We start from the raw sequence: 17,255 nt of genomic DNA on the forward strand, positions 1-17,255 counted from the left end.
CATTTGGCTTGCGCGACAGGACAGTAGCGACCTCGGCATCGCGTCCCGTGATGAGATTATTCGTGCGGTCATGTCGCTGGAACTTCTTAGACCCGACGTCGAGCCAGCATGATGAATGCCTTTTTGGATGACCGGCGCCTTTTGCGCGGCCCTTGGCAGGCATTCGAGCGCGATGTAGCGAGACTCTTAATTCACGCAGGTTTCGATGACATTCGCGTTGTCGGCGGGTCTGGTGATAAGGGCGCGGACATTGTTGGCGTCAAGAATGGTGAGATCTGGGTCATCCAATGCAAGCACACGACGACCGCTCCGCCGACGAAGTACGCGGTCCAAGAAGTCGTTGAAGCCGGTACTTTTTACGGCGCCAACCGTATGCTTGTCGCTACCTCACGCGCAGTTGGCGGTGGAATTCATGCGGAAATCGAGCGCTACAGGCGTATCGGTATCAATGTCGAATTGCTTGACCCCGCTCGTCTCGTCGCCATGGCGGCAAGAGTTCCCGAATACACCAAGGCGCGGCGCGAACTTCGTCCATATCAACAAGACGCGCTCGCTCGATTTCGTGAAGGACTAACAGACACCGGCCGCGCTCAAATCGTGCTCGCGACCGGTCTTGGAAAAACGGTCGTCATGGCCGAGGTAGTCAGCGATTTGTATCGTGACAGGCTCATCCGCGATAATCGCGTCCTGGTGCTGGCGGATAAACGCGAACTTATTCGACAATTGCAATTTGGGTTCTGGTTTCAACTACCGAAGTGGGTTCCTACTCATTTGCTATCAGGTGACGAGACGCCATCCTTCTATGACGGCATCACGTTCGCGACCGTGCAGAGCGTGATTGGGAGAATTGATGATCTGCCGAGCTTCGGCTTAGTGCTTGTTGATGAAGCCCATCATATAGGTTCAACCACCTTCCGGCGCGCTCTCGAGGCCCTTGGGCCACCCATGGTCGGTGGAGTCACGGCCACGCCTTGGCGTGGCGATGGTTTTGATATCGACGAAGTTGTTGGCAAACCACTCGTGCGCCTTGGAATCTCCGACGGCCTTCAGAACAAATATCTTAGCGAAGTGGACTACCGATTGCTCGCTGATAACGTCGACTGGAAGTTCGTGCAGGACATTTCAGCCCATAATTATTCGCTGAGCCAGCTCAATAAGAAGTTGATCATGCCCACGCGGGACGAGGAAGCCGCTCGTCAAATTACGGAGGTATTCCACAGCGAAAATCGTCGTGGAGGCATCGTGTTTTCTCCAACGGTTGATCACGCGGAAAGCTTCGCGGGCTCCCTGCGCGGCTTCGGACTTAGTGCCGAGGCGATATCCTCTCGTCAGGACGCGCGCGAGCGCGATCGCTTGATGGCCATGTTCCGTAGAGGCGACATTGACCTCCTTACGAGCGTTGATCTTTTCAACGAAGGCGTTGATGTTCCCGACGTTGACCTGATCGTTTTCATGCGTGCGACCCATAGCCGGCGCATTTTTGTCCAGCAACTTGGGCGTGGACTCCGTTTAAGCCCAGGGAAAGACAAGGTCATCGTGCTCGATTTCGTTACTGATTTGAGACGCGTCGCCGAAGTAATCGAGTTGGAGAAGGCCGCGTCAGGGCCATTGGAAAGATTGCCGTTGGGCAATCATTTGATCAATTTCCGCGATGCGTCGGCGGGCAGCTTCATGTTCGAATGGATGAAAGATCAGGCGGACCTCATGTTACGGGAGGGAGACGCGCAGCTCGAAATACCGCGCTTCGAATTTCCTACTGTCCCTCAACCGGGCGGTGTCGCATGAGCGTGCCAACCAAAATTAAGAAAGCTATCAAAGATCGACTTTGGGCCGAAGCGGATAACCTCAGTTGGTGGTCGCTGTCAGCCGCCGACAAAACTCGTTACTACACCATCTGGACGGAGACGAAGGAAGTCGGAGGTGTCCTCGGCTCCTACATGGACCCGCGCCAAGTACGCGTCTACATCAAGGACACTTTGCTCAAACCTTATACGCGAGAAACGTCAGCGAGTCCGGAAAAGGCTTTCCGTGTGCTCGGCATAGGGCAGGATGCTTCGACCATAGCTACATTCATCAAACCGCATGGCCGATTGCTTGCTGACAATCGACAAATCGCTTGGAGCAAGGCAAGCGAATGGAAGGCCACGCTAATGGCGCTTCACGAACGGTCATTCGAAAAGGGCATGCCTTTCGCTGCGGTATTGACCGAGGCCGGTGGTAAATTCTCCACGAAACAAGATCGATCCGTCGTGGAAAGCGCGGCCACGAAGCTTGGCATCGAAAAAGTCGTTTGGCTCGATTAGGGGACGTCAAACTTCGTCTGTCATGTCCTCGGCTTCCGCCTGGTCCTCGGCTTCTTGTTCTTCGATCACTTGGGTGTCTGATTGTCGACAAGGGCACGAACGGTTTCTTGGCAAGTTCGGCCTTGTCGAGAGGATTGTCCCGTCGCCCCCTATCACGCCGCAGTCCTTGGCAGATGCTCGGCGACGCTCTCTCCGACGACGCGGGCGAGATCAACGGGAACTGCGTTTCCGAGTTGGCGCATGGTTTCGCCCCAAGAACCATGGAAAAGAAAATCATCCGGGAAGGTTTGTAGGCGAGCGCTTTCGCGCACGGTGAAATAGCGAACCGATCCATCGGGGCGTAGCAGCATGTTCTCCCCACCAGGGACGCCATGCACGCCTGCCTTCAAGGTCTTGGCAGGTTCGTCCAAGGGGCTGCCGGTGTGACCCTTATAGGATCGCGCGCCGGACTGAAAACGGTGATTCAAGATGATGGCGCTATTCTCGTGTTCGAATTCGGGATCGGGAAGGCCAAAGAGCGCGTCGCGTGTTGTGCGCCAGGGCCTTTCGCTAGGCTTGTCTTGCTTGCTAACGCGATCAGAGCCTTTGGGGCACAAGCGGAATTTGCGGGCGATCTGATGCCGATCCCAGTAGTCGCCGTGCAGTTGATCCCAGATTAAAGCGTCCTGGGAATGCGTCGCGAGGGGAAAATGCCAGCTGACGGCGAGGTCCTCGCGAAAACCCACGAAAAAGACCCGCTCGCGCTTTTGAGGAATACCGTGATCGGCGGCGTTTACCAGTTGCGTGACGACGCGGTAGTTGAGCCCCGCCCTGTTCCCGCTGGTGTGGTGCTGTTCGAGGCGGGCAAAGTGATTAGCCCAATCCTCGCCGCGCTTGGCTTTGATGTCGGGATGTTCGAGTTGCAGGCGAACATATTCGAAATAGTTGCGGAAGGAGTTGCGGGTGAGGCCCTTCACGTTCTCGAAAACGAAGGCTTGAGGCCTGGTCTCGCGCACGGCGCGAATAGCTTGGGGGAACATATCACGCACATCGTCATAGGCGCCGTGTTTGCCGCCGAGCGAGAAAGGCTGGCAAGGCGGCCCACCAGAGACCAGTTGAATCTTTCCGTTGTAGGGCTTGAAATCAACCTTGCGAACGTCGCCTTGGGTAACTTTCCAATTTTTCACAGCATGGAGGCCGCGGGCCTTATTCTCGCGAATGGTGTCACAACAATAAGAGTCCCATTCGATGACATTGACGGGGCGAAAACCGGCATCGTGCAGTCCGATGCCAAGTCCACCCGCGCCAGCGAAAAGTTCAAGCGATTTCATGACTGAAGAAGGACCCAATTGTTGACTTCAGGAAAGCGCGATCTTTGAGTTCACATTCCCATATCACCAGGATATCCCAGCCAAGAGCGCGAAGTCCCTCTTGATTGCGGCGATCCCGAGCGGCGTTCGCTTCAAGTTTCGGAAGCCAGAACTCGCTGCGGGACTTGGGCAATCGGGCGAGCTTGCAGGCCGAATCATCGTGGCGGTGCCAAAAGCATCCATGCACGAAAATGACCTTGTGCCGAGAGCGGAAAACGAGGTCTGGCTTTCCGGGCAGGCCAGGATCGTGAAGGCGACAGCGGTAGCCCATCGCGTGAACCAGGCGGCGCACGATCATCTCCGGCCCGGTATCCTTTCCACCGATCCGCCCCATGCGCTCGGAGCGCTGCTCTTTGGTCAATGTGTCCGCCACGCCGGATGATACCCAGCCGGCCAGCCGCAGGCAAACTTCTTCAGGGAGTTGCAACTTAACCGCCATCAAGCGCTAAAGGCGTCGGTCCAGGTTCTTGCGACCGGGGGCCGCTCCCATCGACTCCAAGCAAGGGGAAAATCCCAGTGCTTCTCACCTGCCATTCTTAAAATAGCTAGCCGTCGACGCTCATTCCACTGGACTTCGTTACGCACGCAAGCATTGCTCTGGGTAACAACGCGGCGGCAGTCTTCTCTGCAGTTACCAGGTCTCTCCAGCCCGCCAGGCGGGCTCAAGTCAGTACAGGCGCCGGATCGGCCGGCAACTGCAAACTGAAGGAGAACGACCATGGCAACACTCGGCACTGACCAGAGCACTGAATCGAACCACGACAAGCTTCAGATCCCATCGGCCCCGCACGAGCACATTTCGGATGTGCTAGCGAACCCGCCCAAGCAGGCTAAGAAGGCCAAGTCCACCAAGAGACAGACGGGTGGCACGGAGAGCACGGCGGAGCCGGCATCTACGAAGCCGCCGAAGCTTGCGCCCCGTGGTGAGACCAAGCCGAACAAGTCGGACCAGGTGCTGAAGAAGCTTCGCCTGGCAAAGGGTGCCACCATCGAGATGTTGATGGAAGCGACTGGTTGGCAAGCACACTCGGTGCGAGGCTTCTTGTCGGCGGTCGTCAAGAAGAAGCTTGGCCTCAACCTGGTCAGCGACTTCGGCAAGGACGGGGTTCGCCGCTACCGTATCGACGACGGCTCGAAAGACGCCTGAGCCTCATGCGCGCCAAGCTCGACATCGAAGCAGAGGTCGCCGCCTTGGGCGACCTCTCCCGCGAGGAACTCGCTGTGCAATGGGAGAAGATCTACAGGTGCGCGCCACCAAAGGGTGTCAGGCGCGAGCTTCTGATCCGGGCAGCAGCCTGGCATCTTCAGGCAAAGCGTCTCGGTGGGTTTTCCACCGAGACGCGTCGCATGCTCAGGTCCGCCATAGATCGCGTCGAGAAGAAGCTCGCCGACCGCGACAGCCAAGCTATCGTCGTCGTCGACGACATCAAGGTGACGATCGCTTCAAAGCGCAGACAAGTTCTGCCGGGCGCGCGGTTGGTTAGAGATTGGAGCGGCAAGACCCACATCGTCGATGTGGTCGAAGATGGCTTCGTCTTCGACGGAAAGGTCTACCCTTCTTTGTCGTCCATCGCGCGCAAGATCACCGGCGCGCATTGGTCCGGTCCGAGGTTCTTCGGGCTATGAGCAGCAACTCGACACCCCGCCTGCGCTGTGCGGTCTACACTCGCAAATCGAGCGAGGAAGGCCTCGACCAGGAATTCAACTCGCTCGACGCCCAGCGCGAGGCCTGCGTGGCGTTCATCGCCTCGCAGGTTGGCCTTGGCTGGAAGCTTGTCCCTGATCGCTATGACGACGGCGGCATCTCCGGTGGGACGATGGATCGCCCTGCCCTGCAGCGACTGCTTCAGGACATCCGCGATAAGAAGGTGGATGTCGTGGTCGTCTACAAGATCGACCGCCTCACCCGCTCGCTTATGGACTTCTCGAAGATCGTCGAGATCTTCGACGCCAGTTCGGTATCATTCGTCTCTGTCACGCAGCAGTTCAACACTACCACATCGATGGGCAGGCTGACGCTCAATGTCCTTCTCTCCTTTGCGCAGTTCGAGCGCGAGGTCACGGCCGAGCGCATCCGCGACAAGATCGCGGCATCCAAGAAAAAAGGTATGTGGATGGGCGGTGTCGTGCCGCTCGGCTATCGCGTGGAGCACCGCAAACTTGTCATCCACGACGCCGAGGCGAAGATCGTTCGACACCTCTTTGATCGCTATCTGACTCTGAAATCAGTGCGTGACCTCGCTGACGAGGCCGCGCGCGACGGCCTCGTGACTCGAACCCGCGAGCGCCAGGATGGGACCGTTGCCGTCACGATGCCATTCGGCCGTGGCAATCTCTATCACCTGCTTTCAAACCCGGTCTACATCGGAAAGATCAAACATAAGGATCAAGTCCACGACGGCGAGCATGAGCCGATCATTGCAGGCCCGGTGTTCGAAGAGGCACAGGCGCTTTTGGCGTCTCAGGCACCGCGCCGCCGGAGCACATCGAACGTCACTCAGCAGCATCTTCTCACAGGGCTGCTCTTTGATGAAAGCGGTGAAAAGCTTCGATCGATGCATGCCAACAAGCGCGGCGTTCGCTATCGGTACTACGTCTCAAAACAATTTGTTGATCAGCGACGCGGCACCTCCGACGGATGGCGTCTTCCCGCCTACGCAGTTGAATCAGTCGTTGAGCAACAGCTGAATCGTATTCTCAGCGATCACAGCCAAATCGCTGATTTGATTCAGCGATGGGGAGGTCCCGGCGAAATCCAATACGCGATGCGTCGCGCGGCTGAGGTCCGGGCTGCTTGGAGCTCCGAGACTGCTGACGCTAAGCGATCGCTGCTGCAAGAACTCGTCCGCATCACGCTTGGTCAGAAGGAGCTGACAATCGACATTGATTGCCGCGCATTCTCCGAGCATCTGCTCGACAAAGTTTTGCCATCCGGTAGCGACGCTGAAACGGTGTCAATCACATGCCCATTTGACATCAAGCGACGTGGCGTCGAGATGCGCATCGTTCTAGGTGATGCCTCGTCCAACAACCCAGAGCCGGACGCTGCATTGATCGATGTTGTCCATCGCTCTCATCGATACCTTCACCAACTCACCGACGGCTCTTGCCGAAGCCTGACAGAGATCGCCAGCGTGAATGCGACCACCGTCTCGGAAGTGAGCAGGCTGCTACCCCTAGCTTTCCTCTCGCCAAAAATCGTATCCAAGATCATCGCCGGCCAGCAGCCGATCGAACTCACAGCCCATGGGCTGTCGCGCCTGTCCGGCCTTCCGCTCGCCTGGACCGATCAGGCTGCCCTCCTCGGCCTTTGATTTCGACCATCAGCCGAGCATCGCTTTTCCAAACAGTTGGCTACGGAAATGGGCGGCAGAGACGGAGGCCCGAAATCCGGGCATTATGGGCCCGGAAGGCGGCGTCTCCGCCAAGCGGTGCCACGAAGCCGCCGCTAACCTGCGGAAATGTCGACGCTATTCTGAGACGGTCGAAAACGCGCCAAAACTGGCGGACTGAATGGTGGGCCCGGAGGGACTCGAACCCCCAACCAAGCGGTTATGAGCCGCCGGCTCTAACCATTGAGCTACAGGCCCCACGCGGGCTGGATTAATGTTTTTCGCATCCCGGCACAAGGCTTTCCCGGCGGGCTTTCGCAGATCGCCCAAATCAACCCATAATCGCGCTCTACGCGACCCTGCGACTTGATCGCAGACCAAGGAGATTTTCATGACCAGACATCTGTTGCCCCTCGCGCTCGCCGCTGCAATCGCTTTTCCGGCGATGGCTGGAGCCACCGATCTGCCGACGCCGCCCCGCATCATTGTGTCCGGCGAGGGGGAAGCAACCGTGGCCCCAGATCTGGCGGTGCTGACGCTCAGCGTCATGCGCGAAGCCAAGACGGCGCGCGCCGCGCTCGACGCCAACAATGATGCCATGGCCGCCGTGATCGCCGCGATGAAGGCCGCCGGCATCAAGGATCGCGACCTGCAGACCGCGGGCATCCAGATCAACCCCCGCTACGATTACACCAACAAGCCGGACGGCGGCCAGGAGGCCGAACTCGTCGCCTATCAGGTGACCAACACGCTGTCGGTGCGCGTGCGCGACGTCGACAAGACAGGCGAGATCCTCGACAAGGCGGTGTCGCTCGGCGTCAACCAGGGCGGCGGCATCGCCTTCACCAACGACAATCCGGCGGCCACCGTCACCGAGGCCCGAAAGAAGGCTGTCGCCGACGCCATGGCCAAGGCCAAGACGCTGGCCGAGGCGGCCGGGGTCAGCCTGGGCCGGGTGCTCGAGATCACCGATCAGAACATCAGGCCGGCGCCGATGCCTATCAACGCCAAGGCATTCGACGCCGCGGCCGGCGCGGCGCCGGTACAGGCCGGCGAGAATGCCTACAATGTCCAGGTTACCGTTACCTTCGAACTGAAGTAGGCGGCGCTGGACGCCGTGGCCGAGCATTGCTTGGCCACGGACCTGCTAATGAGAGACCACAGCGGACATTCAAAAACCCCGCGGAATCGCTCCCGCGGGGTTTGGGGCCACTTGTTTCCGAGAAAGGGGCTCCATCTTCATGGTTTCAGGCCGAAAAACTTCAGCGATTGATGACCGGGCAACCGCGCTCGTTGGCGAACACGATGACGACGCGGTCGCCGTACTGACGGCCCATCACCTTGACCACGCGGCGGTTGACATCGACGATGCGGGCACGGTGCAGCCCCATGCGCTCGGCCTTGTCGAGAGCGCGGTCCGGCGAGCAGCCACGGCGCCAGTCGTCGCGGCGCTCGTCCCGGCGGTGGCGATAGCCGTCGTCGCCGGCATAGACGCCGAAGCGCGGATCCTGGTTGTTGCCGAAGCCAAGATAGAGGCTGTCGGCATGGGCGGGCATGGCCGCCAGCGTGCCGAGGCCGACCAGAGCCGAAAGCGCCGCCGTCTTGATGGTGGTGTACATGGTTGTCTCTCCTTGTTGCGGGCTTGCGCCCTCCTCGTGAAACCGATGGCGGGAGAATGCACCGGCCTGTCTGAACTATTTACGAACTGCCCGTTCATCTGCGGTTCATGTGGCGCCGCACGGGCAAAGCGGCCGAATTTGCAAATCTCTCGCCGGCCAAATCCCTCGCCGGCCAAATCCCTTGCCGGCCAATCCCTTGCCGGCCAATCCCTTGCCGGCATTCAAAATTATCGCGCCAAGCGTCTTGCCCTCGCACGGTTCCCGACAGGCAAACTCCTGACGGTTTACTGTCGCGCGTCAGGGCTCGTCGTCGAGCATATAGTCAAAATAGTCTTCCGGCTCGGCCAGGTCGGTCTCGCTCGCCTTGACCCGGCCGCGCATGGAAATGCCGGCCTCATGCACGGTCTCGGCATTGCCCGAGACCAACCGATGCCACCAGTAGAGGTCGCGGCCCTCGGCCACCAGCCGGTAGGCGCAGGTGCTGGGCAGCCAGCTGATGGCGCGCACATTCTGCGGCGTCAGGCCGACGCAATCGGGAACGCGCGCCAGCCGGTTGGCATAGTCCGCACAGCGGCAGCTCTCGGCGTCGAACAGCCGGCAGCCGACGCTGGTCCAGTAGATTTCACCGGTGTCCTCGTCCTCGAGCTTGGACAGGCAGCACTTGCCGCAGCCGTCGCAGAGCGATTCCCACTCGGTGGGGCTCATCTCTTCCAGCGTCTTGGTCTTCCAGAACGGGGTTTCCATTCCCGGCATGTGGCCCCAGCCGCGGCCAAGGTCAAGCGCGGCAACAGCCGCAATGAGGCTGCTAGCGGGCCGAATGACATGAAGTTGCCTTCAAAAAGTCGGCCAATAGCCCTGTACGGCCCCTAACGATGGGCAGCTGGAACCAATTTCGTTAAAAGCGGTTTCGGCAAGGATGGGACCCCACAAGGAGAATTTCGATGAAACGCCAACCACGGATTCTGGCAGGCACAGCACTTGGCCTGTTGATGGCGTCCGCGCCGTTAGGCGCGTCCCCGCTTCAGGGGACAGCCGCGTTCGGCCCCATGCAACCCGGGGGGACACCGCAGATCGTCCTGGCGCAGGACACGCCCACTGACCAGAGCGACCAAGAACTGCCTCGCAAGAAGAAGCGCGAGCAGCAACAGCAGACCCAACAGGCGCCCGCCGCCGAGCAGCCCGCGCCTGCGGCCGAGGAGCAGCAGCCCCGCAGGAAGAAGCGCGACCAGCAGCAGCAGACCGAGCAGGCCCCCGCCGGAGAGGCGGCACCCGCNCCGACGAGCAGCAGCCCCGCAGGAAGAAGCGCGACCAGCAGCAGCAGACCGAGCAGGCCCCCGCCGGAGAGGCGGCACCCGCCACCGACGAGCAGCAGCCACGCAGGAAGAAGCGCGACCAGCAGCAGCAGGCCGAGCAGGCCCCCGCCGGCGAGGCGGCACCCGCAACCGACGAGCAGCAGCCACGCAGGAAGAAGCGCGACCAGCAGCAGCAGACAGAGCAGGCCCCCGCCGGCGAGGCAGCCCCTGCCAACGACAACCAGCCGACCAAGCCTGGCAGGAAACACAAGCTGGACCAGCAGAAAGAGGCGCCGGCCGCCGTGCCGGAGACCGCTCCGACACCGAAGCAGGCTCCTGCCGGCGAAGCGACGCCGAAGGTTGAATCCGCTCCCGCCGGCGAGCAGGCTCCCGCCCAGGGCGAGCAACCTCAGGACAAGACGAAGAAGCACGGCAGGAAACCGGCTGGCGAACAGCCGGCGAATGGCGAGCAGCCCGCGACCGGCCAACAGCCGGCGACGGGAGAGCAGCCCGCTACCGGTGGGTCCGCTACCGATGGGAAGGCCGCGCCTGTCCAGGGCGAAAACCCGGTTCAGGGCGAAGCACCCGCCGACAAGAATGCCGCCCCCATCCTCGATAGCCAGAAGGATGCCAGGCGCAAGGGTCGTGGCGAGAACGGCCGGAACCCAGCCAACCAGCCCGCCAACCAGAATGGCGAAGAGCAGAACGGTGGACAGCAAAATGGTGGGCAAAACGCCCAGCAGGGCGGTGACCAGGGCCGGAAGCCGGTAGTGGCGCCGGTGGATCAGGGTCCGCCTCCAACCGACGACAGGGCAGCCCAGGAGGCGATCAAGACGGAAAAAATCGTCCCGGTGACGCAGGAGAAGGGCAAGCGGCTCGAGCGCGCGCCTGACGAGAACATCCGTGACCGCCGCAGGCCCAAGGGCGTCGACGTCCTCAAGGAGATCGGCGACCGGGTGATCGTCCAGTTCAACGACCAGACGTTCGTCCAGAGCAACGATCGCCCGCGCCTGACCCGCGGCGCCAAGGATGTCTACTACGAGGACCTGCCGCAAGGCCGCACGCGCGAGACGGTCGAGCGCGACAATGGCTTCCGGATCGTCACCATACGCAACCGCTACGGCGACATCCTGCAGCGGTCGCGCATCGCACCCGACGGTCGGGAATATGTGCTGAGCTATGTCGACGAGCGCAGCTATCAGGACGAAGAGGACTGGCGCGATCCCGGCGATGATCTGCCGCCGATGCGGCTGACCATCCCGCGCCGGGACTACATCCTAGATTCCGAGGATGTCGAAAGCCCCGACGACTACTACACCTTCCTCGAACAGCCGCCGGTGGAGAAAGTGCAGCGTCTCTACTCGATCAACGAGGTCAAGCGTTCGGCTCGCGTGCGTGACATTGCACGGCGCATAGATCTCGACACGCTGAACTTCGAATTCGGCTCGTCCTCGATCTCCGACACCGAGGTGCAGAAGCTCCAGGGTGTCGCCGACGCCATGGAGAAGCTGTTGAAAAAGAACCCGGCCGAGACCTTCCTGATCGAGGGCCACACCGACGCCGTCGGCACGCCCGAGGCAAACCTTGCTCTGTCGGACCGTCGCGCCGAAGCCGTCGCCGAAGCGCTGACCAACGCCTTCGGCATCCCGCCCGAGAACCTGACGACACAGGGCTATGGCGAGGAGTATCTGAAGGTCGATACCTCGGCGCCCAACCGTGAGAACCGGCGCGTCGCCATCCGCCGCATCACCTCGCTTGTGGCGCCGGTGGCGAGCAACAACTGACCTGCGTTTCCAGCCACTTGTAGTGATTCCTGGAATCAGATCGGCAACAACGTCCCATCCCGGTCAACCGGGATGGGATTGAATCACCGGGGTTCGCACCCCAGATTCCTGACTGGGCGTTCCCTGCCCCGTCCCGACTCCAGCGGGACGCATTGAGCCCCGCCGGCCCTCTCCGGCGGGGTTTTTTGCTTTCAGATCCACCGTGCAAACCGTGCCCTGCTGGCCGAAATACGTGCTCAACGAAGGACGAGGCGACTTGATGCCTACGGAAGAAAACGGCGATCAGAAGCTTGAGCAGCTTCGTCGGGCAATCGATGAGCGCGACCAGTCAGGTGAACCGGAGCTCGAGTCGTTTTTTGAAAGCGAGCGGCGGCAGCAGGATTCCCTTCAGTAGATGTTCTTGATCTTGCTGTCCGTCCTGGCAAACACCTCATCCGGCACAAAAAAGTCTCCGGCCAGCGGTCCGGTTGCGTCAGGCGCATAGACCGAGAAATCGCTGACGCCCTCGGCGCGCAGCACCTCTTCGTCGATATAGAAATTGCCTGATGCCACGCGCGACGGCCGCATGAAGATCGCATGCGCGGCATCGGCCATGATGTCGGGCGACCGGCTCATCGCCGCCACCGTGGCTCCGCCCAGAAGGTTGCGCACCGCGGCGGTGTCGATGGTCGAGATCGGCCACAGCGAATTGACCGCGATGCCATCCCTGGCGAATTCCGCGCTCATGCCTAGCGTGCACATCGACATGCCGAATTTGGCCATGGTGTAGGCGACATGGTTCTTGAACCATTTGGCCTTCATGTCGAGCGGCGGCGCCAGATTCAGGATGTGAGGGTTTTTCGCCAACTTCAGGTGTGGAATGCACATTTTGGACACGAGGAAGGTGCCGCGCGTGTTGATCTGATGCATCAGATCGTAGCGCTTCATGTCGGTTTCCAGCGTGCCGGTGAGCTGGATGGCGCTGGCATTGTTGACGCAGATATCGATGCCGCCGAATTTCTCGACGGTTCTGCCGACCGCCTCGGCAACCTGCGCTTCCTCGCGGATGTCGCATAGCACCGGCAGTGCCTTGCCGCCGGCCTGCTCGATCTCTTCAGCGGCGCTGTAGATCGTTCCCGGCAGCTTCGGATGCGGCTCCGCCGTCTTGGCCGCGATCGTCACATTGGCCCCGTCGCGCGCGGCGCGCAGCGCGATCGCCAGGCCGATGCCACGTGACCCGCCGGAGATGAACAGCGTTTTTCCGTTCAGCGACATTTTCCGCCTCCCTGCAATCTTTTCGTCGTCGCGATCCTTGCCCGCGCTGCAGCGGGATACAAGAGCCCGCGACAGGAAGCCATGGTGACGCAGCGGAGGCCGGCCAGGGTTGGGAGCGCAAAACCTATTGGATTGGCAGCCCCGGTTGTTGGCAGCGCCAACCTTTCTTGAAACCACCATGGTGCTCGCGGGCAGCCGGTAGGATCAAGTCCTGGATCGCCTTGAACGCTTCCTGTGAACCGCCTTGTTCGAGACAATCGACTTCACCGGCGCGACCATGCAGCTGTCGCCCCGGCAAGCCTTTCCGCGTTACGGCAAGGGGCGGCACCCGCGGCGCTGACCTTCGGCGACTGCATCGCTTACGCCACGGCGCGGCTCGAAGCCGTGCCGCTGCTCTCACGAACGAAGACTTTCGGCCGACCGACATCGAAGGCGCGATCTGATCAATGTCAGACCAGAACCAGCCCCTGCCGCATCGCGATGGCGATGGCGTCCGTACGATTGACGGCACCGAGCTTGATCAGGATCGCGGCGACATGGAACTTCGCCGTGTGGACGGAGATGTTGAGCCGCCGCGCGATCACCTTGTTGGGCGCCCCTTCGGCCAGCAGCGCCAGCACTTCCGCCTCGCGCGGCGACAGCGCCGGCCGGGCGGCGGCGCCATCGTCGACCGTTTCCTCACCGAACAACCCGCTATGGCTTTCATCCCCATTGGCCGCATCGCCGCGGTCGAAATCGGCATGCCTATCCGGCACCGAACGCCCTTCGCCGGACACCCGGTAGCCGGCGGCGGCCAGCCTGACGGCAGCGGCGATCAAAGCTGCGTCCGCGGCCGACGGCAGCACCGCAAACACCTGGCCTTGCGGCCGGCCCGCGCGGTCCGAAAGCAGTACCTTTGGGGTCGTGATGCTGCCGACGCTGGCTCGATCGACCAAGGCCGCGCTGTTGGCGACGGCATCATCGATGATGGCGACATCGGCGACCCCGCCGGCGGCCACGACCGGCAGCAGATCGTCCGTCATGGCAAGCGAAGCCGACAAGCGCTCGGCGCGCGCGGCATCGCGCAGTGCGATCAGCACCACGAGCTGGCGTTCGCCGCGCGCCACGTCAGGCCTTGTCAGCGTGTCGCTTTCCATCCGTCCTCTCAGCTCAGCGGCTTTTCACCGATGGTCAGCACGACGTCGCGCTGTTCGCCGCCGCGCACGACACCCAGCTTCACCGAAACACCGGCGCTGTCGGGCCCGAGCCGACGGATCAGGTCTCGCGGACCATGCACGGCCTCGCCGTTCCATGCCACGATGATGTCGCCGAGCGTGAGGCCAGCGGCCTTGGCCGGACCATTGTCGTCGAGGCTCATCACCATTGCGCCACGCGCGTCGCGGTCGCGCACCGGATGCAGGCCGGCGCCGAGGTAACCGCGGGCGACATGGCCTTTTTCGCGCAGCGTCGCCACCGCGCGTTCGATCGTCTCATGCGGCATGACCAGCGCGCGGCCACGCGGGCCGAACAGAAGCATGCCGATCAGTGCGCCCTTGGCGTCCAGCACCGGGCCACCCTCGAAGCGGCCGCCGGCGCCGACAGCCAGGTTGATGCGCCGGTCGATGGTGCCGCCGCGCATCGAGCGCCAGGCCGGGCCGACTTCACCGACCGAGCCCGACACGGCCAGCACCGAGCCCTGGCTGCTGCCGATGGCTATGGCGATATTGCCTGGCCGAACGGGGCTGGCTCTATCGAGGACAGGCGCGGTGGCCGCATCCGCGGGCTTCAGCAGGGCGACGCCCGTCGAAGGATCGCGGCCGACCAGTTCGGCCTTCGCCGTCTCGCCGGAGGCCAGCGTCAATTCGATCTCCTCGCCGGCCTCGACGGCTTCCTCGGCGGTGACGAAATAGCCGTCGCCCCAGTGGAAGGCGCTCGCCGTGCGGTGATGATGCGTGGCGAAGCTTGCCGTTGTCGGCGTCGCCTTGGCGGCGATATCGGCGATGGCATCGGAAAATGCATTCAGATTGAAGTCGCTCATGATGACCTCCTGGGTTTTCTCCTGCCCCAGATATCGCTCGGCGGTACGCCAGGAGGTACTCGCCTGACGGCTAGTTGCGGGTTCGACTGGCCATCTGGTCAGGTCGCGGCGGTTCCGGCCGCTCCGCACATATAGTCACGATCAAGCCTGAAAACACGGAGCCCCCCAATGGCCCTCGCCGCGCCAAAATTCCAACCGGACGAGACATTGCTCGACGCCTATTCGACGACGGTTGCCGACGCGGTCGACCGCATCGGACCGGCCGTCTGCCGCATTGAGCGCATCGGGGGGCCGGGCGGCCATGGCTCGGGCTTCGTCATCGCGCCTGACGGGCTGGTCGTCACCAATTTCCATGTCGTCGGTGATGCCCGGACGGTACGCGTCTCGATGCCGGACGGCGCCTCCAGCGAGGGCCGCGTGCTCGGCCGCGACCCCGACACCGACATCGCCCTGGTGCGCGCTGACGGCAGCTTCGCCGACGTGGCGCCGCTTGGCGATTCCAAGCGGCTGCGGCGCGGCCAGATCGCGATTGCCATCGGCAATCCGCTGGGCTTCGAATGGACGGTCACCTCGGGCGTGGTCTCGGCGCTCGGCCGTTCGATGCGGGCTTCGACCGGCAGGCTAATCGACGACGTCATCCAGACCGACGCCGCGCTCAACCCCGGCAATTCCGGTGGTCCGCTGGTCTCGTCGGCCGGCGAGGTGATCGGCGTCAACACCGCCATGATCCATGGCGCGCAGGGCATTGCCTTCGCCGTCGCGTCCAACACCGCGAACTTTGTCATTTCGGAGATCATTCGCTTCGGCCGCGTGCGCCGCGCCTTCATTGGCGTCTCCGCCGACACGGTAAACCTGCCGCGGCGCGCGGCACTCTTGTCGCAGGTCTCGACCAGTACGGCGGTACGGCTGCGCAGCGTCGAGAAGGACGGCCCAGCAGCCAGGGCGGGTCTCAGGGAAGGCGACATCATCTCGGCAATAGACGGGCGCCCGGTGACCGGCGTCGACGACCTCGTGCGCATGCTGGACGCCGAGCGTATCGGCCGCGAGACGCTGTGCACCGTGGTGCGCCGCACCGGCGTCAGCCAGATGGCGGTGACCCCGGTGGCACGGGCGGGCTGAGCCTGCCATTCAAGCCCCCGCCGCGCCTTCCGCATACCGCGCCAGGAACTCTTCGCTGGGCGGGATCGGCTTGATGACGTCGATAAGCACGCCGTTGGGATCCCTGGTGATGAAGTGGCGCTGGCCGAAAGGCTCGTCGCGCAGCGTTCGCAGGATAGGCAGGCCGGCAGCAAGGATCCGGTCATGGACCGCATCGGGATCGCGGACCTCGAAATTGATCAGCAGCCCGGAGGTCCGCCCCCGCCCCTCCTCGGGGATCGTCTCGTGGTCGCCCTGGACGATGCCGAGATTGACGCGTTTGTTGTCCACCGACCGCAGATGCACGTACCAGTCGCTCTCAAACAGCGGCTGGAAACCGAAATGCCTGATATAGAAGGCCGCCGTGCCGGCGACATCGCCGGTCATCAGCACCGGATAGTAGCTCGTCGTCTTCATCTTTCCTTCTCCCGTCAATTAACATACAGTCTGCATGTAAATTGAAATAACATACAGGCTGCATGTATGCAACAGGGATCCGCGCGTCGTTCGAACCGCGATCGTACCGAGACGACGCGCGCCGAGCTGATCTCGGCGGCGCGCGAACTGTTCACGGAGAAATCCTATGCCGAGACCGGCACGCCGGAGATCGTTGCCGCCGCGGGCGTGACACGCGGCGCGCTGTACCACCATTTCGCCGACAAGCAGGCGCTTTTCGCCGCCGTGGTCGAACAGGAAGCCGCGGCGGTAGCGCGGGAGATTGACCGCGCCTCCCCGCCTTCGCTCAGCGCCCGCGATGCGCTGATTGCCGGTTCCGATGCCTATCTCACAGCCATGCGCGTGCCCGGCCGCACGCGGCTCTTGCTGCTCGACGGCCCCGCCGTGCTCGGCCGCGCTGAAATGGATGCCATCGACAACCGCCACGGCAACCGCTCGCTGCGCGAGGGCCTTGTCGCGGCGATGCGGACACAGTCGATGAAAAGATTGCCGCCCGAAGCGCTGACCGCCCTGCTTGCCGCCGCCTTCGACCGCGCGGCGCTGGCCATCGAGGCCGGCGCGTCGGGCGAAGACTACCGTGCCGTCCTGACGGCGCTGATAGAGGGACTGTCGCCCGCCTGAAGTACATGGCGACATCGTCGCCCCGCACCCGGGCAATGACTGCACATTCGCGGGCATGCCACCGCCTGACCAGGACATCGCGATTGCCGCG

General features: G+C 62.3%; 18 protein-coding genes and 1 tRNA gene. 10 read left to right on the forward strand and 9 right to left on the reverse strand.

Features of this window, described 5'->3' with window-relative positions; all coding sequences use genetic code 11:
* Positions 1-108: 108 nt before the first annotated feature.
* Both X742_RS166245 and X742_RS166240 read left to right on the forward strand, forming a co-directional pair.
* Positions 109-1,785: a DEAD/DEAH box helicase family protein gene (locus X742_RS166245; RefSeq protein WP_023770108.1), complete on the forward strand. Its 1,677-nt coding sequence runs from the start codon at positions 109-111 to the stop codon at positions 1,783-1,785.
* Positions 1,782-2,303, forward strand: a complete 522-nt coding sequence (locus tag X742_RS166240; RefSeq protein ID WP_023770109.1) for a hypothetical protein — start codon at positions 1,782-1,784, stop codon at positions 2,301-2,303. Before X742_RS166245 ends, X742_RS166240 begins: the two co-directional genes overlap by 4 nt.
* Positions 2,304-2,455: 152 nt before the next feature.
* Here X742_RS166240 and X742_RS166235 read toward each other — a convergent pair whose 3' ends face one another.
* On the reverse strand, positions 2,456-3,613 hold the full coding sequence (locus tag X742_RS166235; protein ID WP_023770110.1) for a DNA cytosine methyltransferase: 1,158 nt from the start codon (positions 3,611-3,613) through the stop codon (positions 2,456-2,458).
* Positions 3,600-4,091, reverse strand: a complete 492-nt coding sequence (locus X742_RS166230) for a very short patch repair endonuclease (RefSeq protein ID WP_084569473.1) — start codon at positions 4,089-4,091, stop codon at positions 3,600-3,602. The genes X742_RS166235 and X742_RS166230 overlap by 14 nt, the downstream gene beginning before the upstream one ends.
* Before the next feature lie 279 nt (positions 4,092-4,370).
* Between X742_RS166230 and X742_RS1000000171990 the strand changes: the two genes are divergently transcribed.
* The 3 genes from X742_RS1000000171990 to X742_RS166220 are packed head-to-tail and all read left to right on the forward strand — an operon-like array spanning position 4,371 to position 6,966.
* Positions 4,371-4,799: a DUF3489 domain-containing protein gene (locus X742_RS1000000171990; RefSeq protein ID WP_023770112.1), complete on the forward strand. Its 429-nt coding sequence runs from the start codon at positions 4,371-4,373 to the stop codon at positions 4,797-4,799.
* Positions 4,800-4,804: 5 nt separating this feature from the next.
* Positions 4,805-5,278, forward strand: a complete 474-nt coding sequence (locus X742_RS166225; protein WP_023770113.1) for a DUF2924 domain-containing protein — start codon at positions 4,805-4,807, stop codon at positions 5,276-5,278.
* Entirely contained in the window at positions 5,275-6,966 is a 1,692-nt protein-coding gene (locus X742_RS166220) for a recombinase family protein (protein ID WP_031247635.1), read from the forward strand. The genes X742_RS166225 and X742_RS166220 overlap by 4 nt, the downstream gene beginning before the upstream one ends.
* A gap of 200 nt (positions 6,967-7,166) precedes the next feature.
* Here the strand turns inward: X742_RS166220 and X742_RS166215 are convergent.
* Positions 7,167-7,242 (reverse strand) — tRNA-Ile (locus tag X742_RS166215).
* 133 nt (positions 7,243-7,375) lie between these two features.
* Between X742_RS166215 and X742_RS166210 the strand changes: the two genes are divergently transcribed.
* Positions 7,376-8,086: an SIMPL domain-containing protein gene (locus X742_RS166210; protein ID WP_023770115.1), complete on the forward strand. Its 711-nt coding sequence runs from the start codon at positions 7,376-7,378 to the stop codon at positions 8,084-8,086.
* Positions 8,087-8,246: 160 nt separating this feature from the next.
* Here X742_RS166210 and X742_RS166205 read toward each other — a convergent pair whose 3' ends face one another.
* Both X742_RS166205 and X742_RS166200 read right to left on the reverse strand, forming a co-directional pair.
* Positions 8,247-8,603, reverse strand: coding sequence for a hypothetical protein (locus tag X742_RS166205; protein ID WP_023770116.1), 357 nt, complete (start codon positions 8,601-8,603; stop codon positions 8,247-8,249).
* A 297-nt stretch (positions 8,604-8,900) separates the two neighbouring features.
* The gene (locus X742_RS166200; RefSeq protein ID WP_023770117.1) at positions 8,901-9,347 is read right to left on the reverse strand and encodes a YcgN family cysteine cluster protein; all 447 of its coding nucleotides are present in this window, start codon (positions 9,345-9,347) and stop codon (positions 8,901-8,903) included.
* An 850-nt stretch (positions 9,348-10,197) separates the two neighbouring features.
* Between X742_RS166200 and X742_RS166195 the strand changes: the two genes are divergently transcribed.
* Together X742_RS166195 and X742_RS1000000176435 are read left to right on the forward strand one after the other, a co-directional pair.
* Positions 10,198-11,679: an OmpA family protein gene (locus X742_RS166195; RefSeq protein WP_023770119.1), complete on the forward strand. Its 1,482-nt coding sequence runs from the start codon at positions 10,198-10,200 to the stop codon at positions 11,677-11,679.
* Positions 11,680-11,938: 259 nt separating this feature from the next.
* Positions 11,939-12,073, forward strand: a complete 135-nt coding sequence (locus X742_RS1000000176435) for a hypothetical protein (RefSeq protein ID WP_023794280.1) — start codon at positions 11,939-11,941, stop codon at positions 12,071-12,073.
* On the opposite strand, the gene X742_RS166190 is transcribed toward X742_RS1000000176435, so the two are convergent.
* The 3 genes from X742_RS166190 to X742_RS166180 form a co-directional block, all read right to left on the reverse strand.
* Entirely contained in the window at positions 12,067-12,933 is an 867-nt protein-coding gene (locus X742_RS166190; RefSeq protein WP_023770121.1) for an NAD(P)-dependent oxidoreductase, read from the reverse strand. The two genes, X742_RS1000000176435 and X742_RS166190, sit on opposite strands and share 7 nt — an antisense overlap.
* Positions 12,934-13,382: 449 nt before the next feature.
* Entirely contained in the window at positions 13,383-14,069 is a 687-nt protein-coding gene (locus tag X742_RS166185) for a helix-turn-helix transcriptional regulator (protein WP_023770123.1), read from the reverse strand.
* An 8-nt stretch (positions 14,070-14,077) separates the two neighbouring features.
* Entirely contained in the window at positions 14,078-14,950 is an 873-nt protein-coding gene (locus X742_RS166180) for a S1C family serine protease (RefSeq protein WP_023770124.1), read from the reverse strand.
* Positions 14,951-15,118: 168 nt separating this feature from the next.
* Between X742_RS166180 and X742_RS166175 the strand changes: the two genes are divergently transcribed.
* On the forward strand, positions 15,119-16,069 hold the full coding sequence (locus tag X742_RS166175) for a trypsin-like peptidase domain-containing protein (RefSeq protein WP_023770125.1): 951 nt from the start codon (positions 15,119-15,121) through the stop codon (positions 16,067-16,069).
* A 9-nt stretch (positions 16,070-16,078) separates the two neighbouring features.
* Here the strand turns inward: X742_RS166175 and X742_RS166170 are convergent, their stop codons facing one another.
* On the reverse strand, positions 16,079-16,504 hold the full coding sequence (locus X742_RS166170) for a VOC family protein (protein ID WP_023770126.1): 426 nt from the start codon (positions 16,502-16,504) through the stop codon (positions 16,079-16,081).
* 66 nt (positions 16,505-16,570) lie between these two features.
* On the opposite strand from X742_RS166170, the gene X742_RS166165 reads away from it, so the two are divergent.
* Entirely contained in the window at positions 16,571-17,164 is a 594-nt protein-coding gene (locus tag X742_RS166165; protein ID WP_023770127.1) for a TetR/AcrR family transcriptional regulator, read from the forward strand.
* Positions 17,165-17,255: the final 91 nt, after the last annotated feature.

The organism is Mesorhizobium sp. LNHC229A00, from assembly GCF_000502415.1.
Lineage (GTDB): Bacteria > Pseudomonadota > Alphaproteobacteria > Rhizobiales > Rhizobiaceae > Mesorhizobium.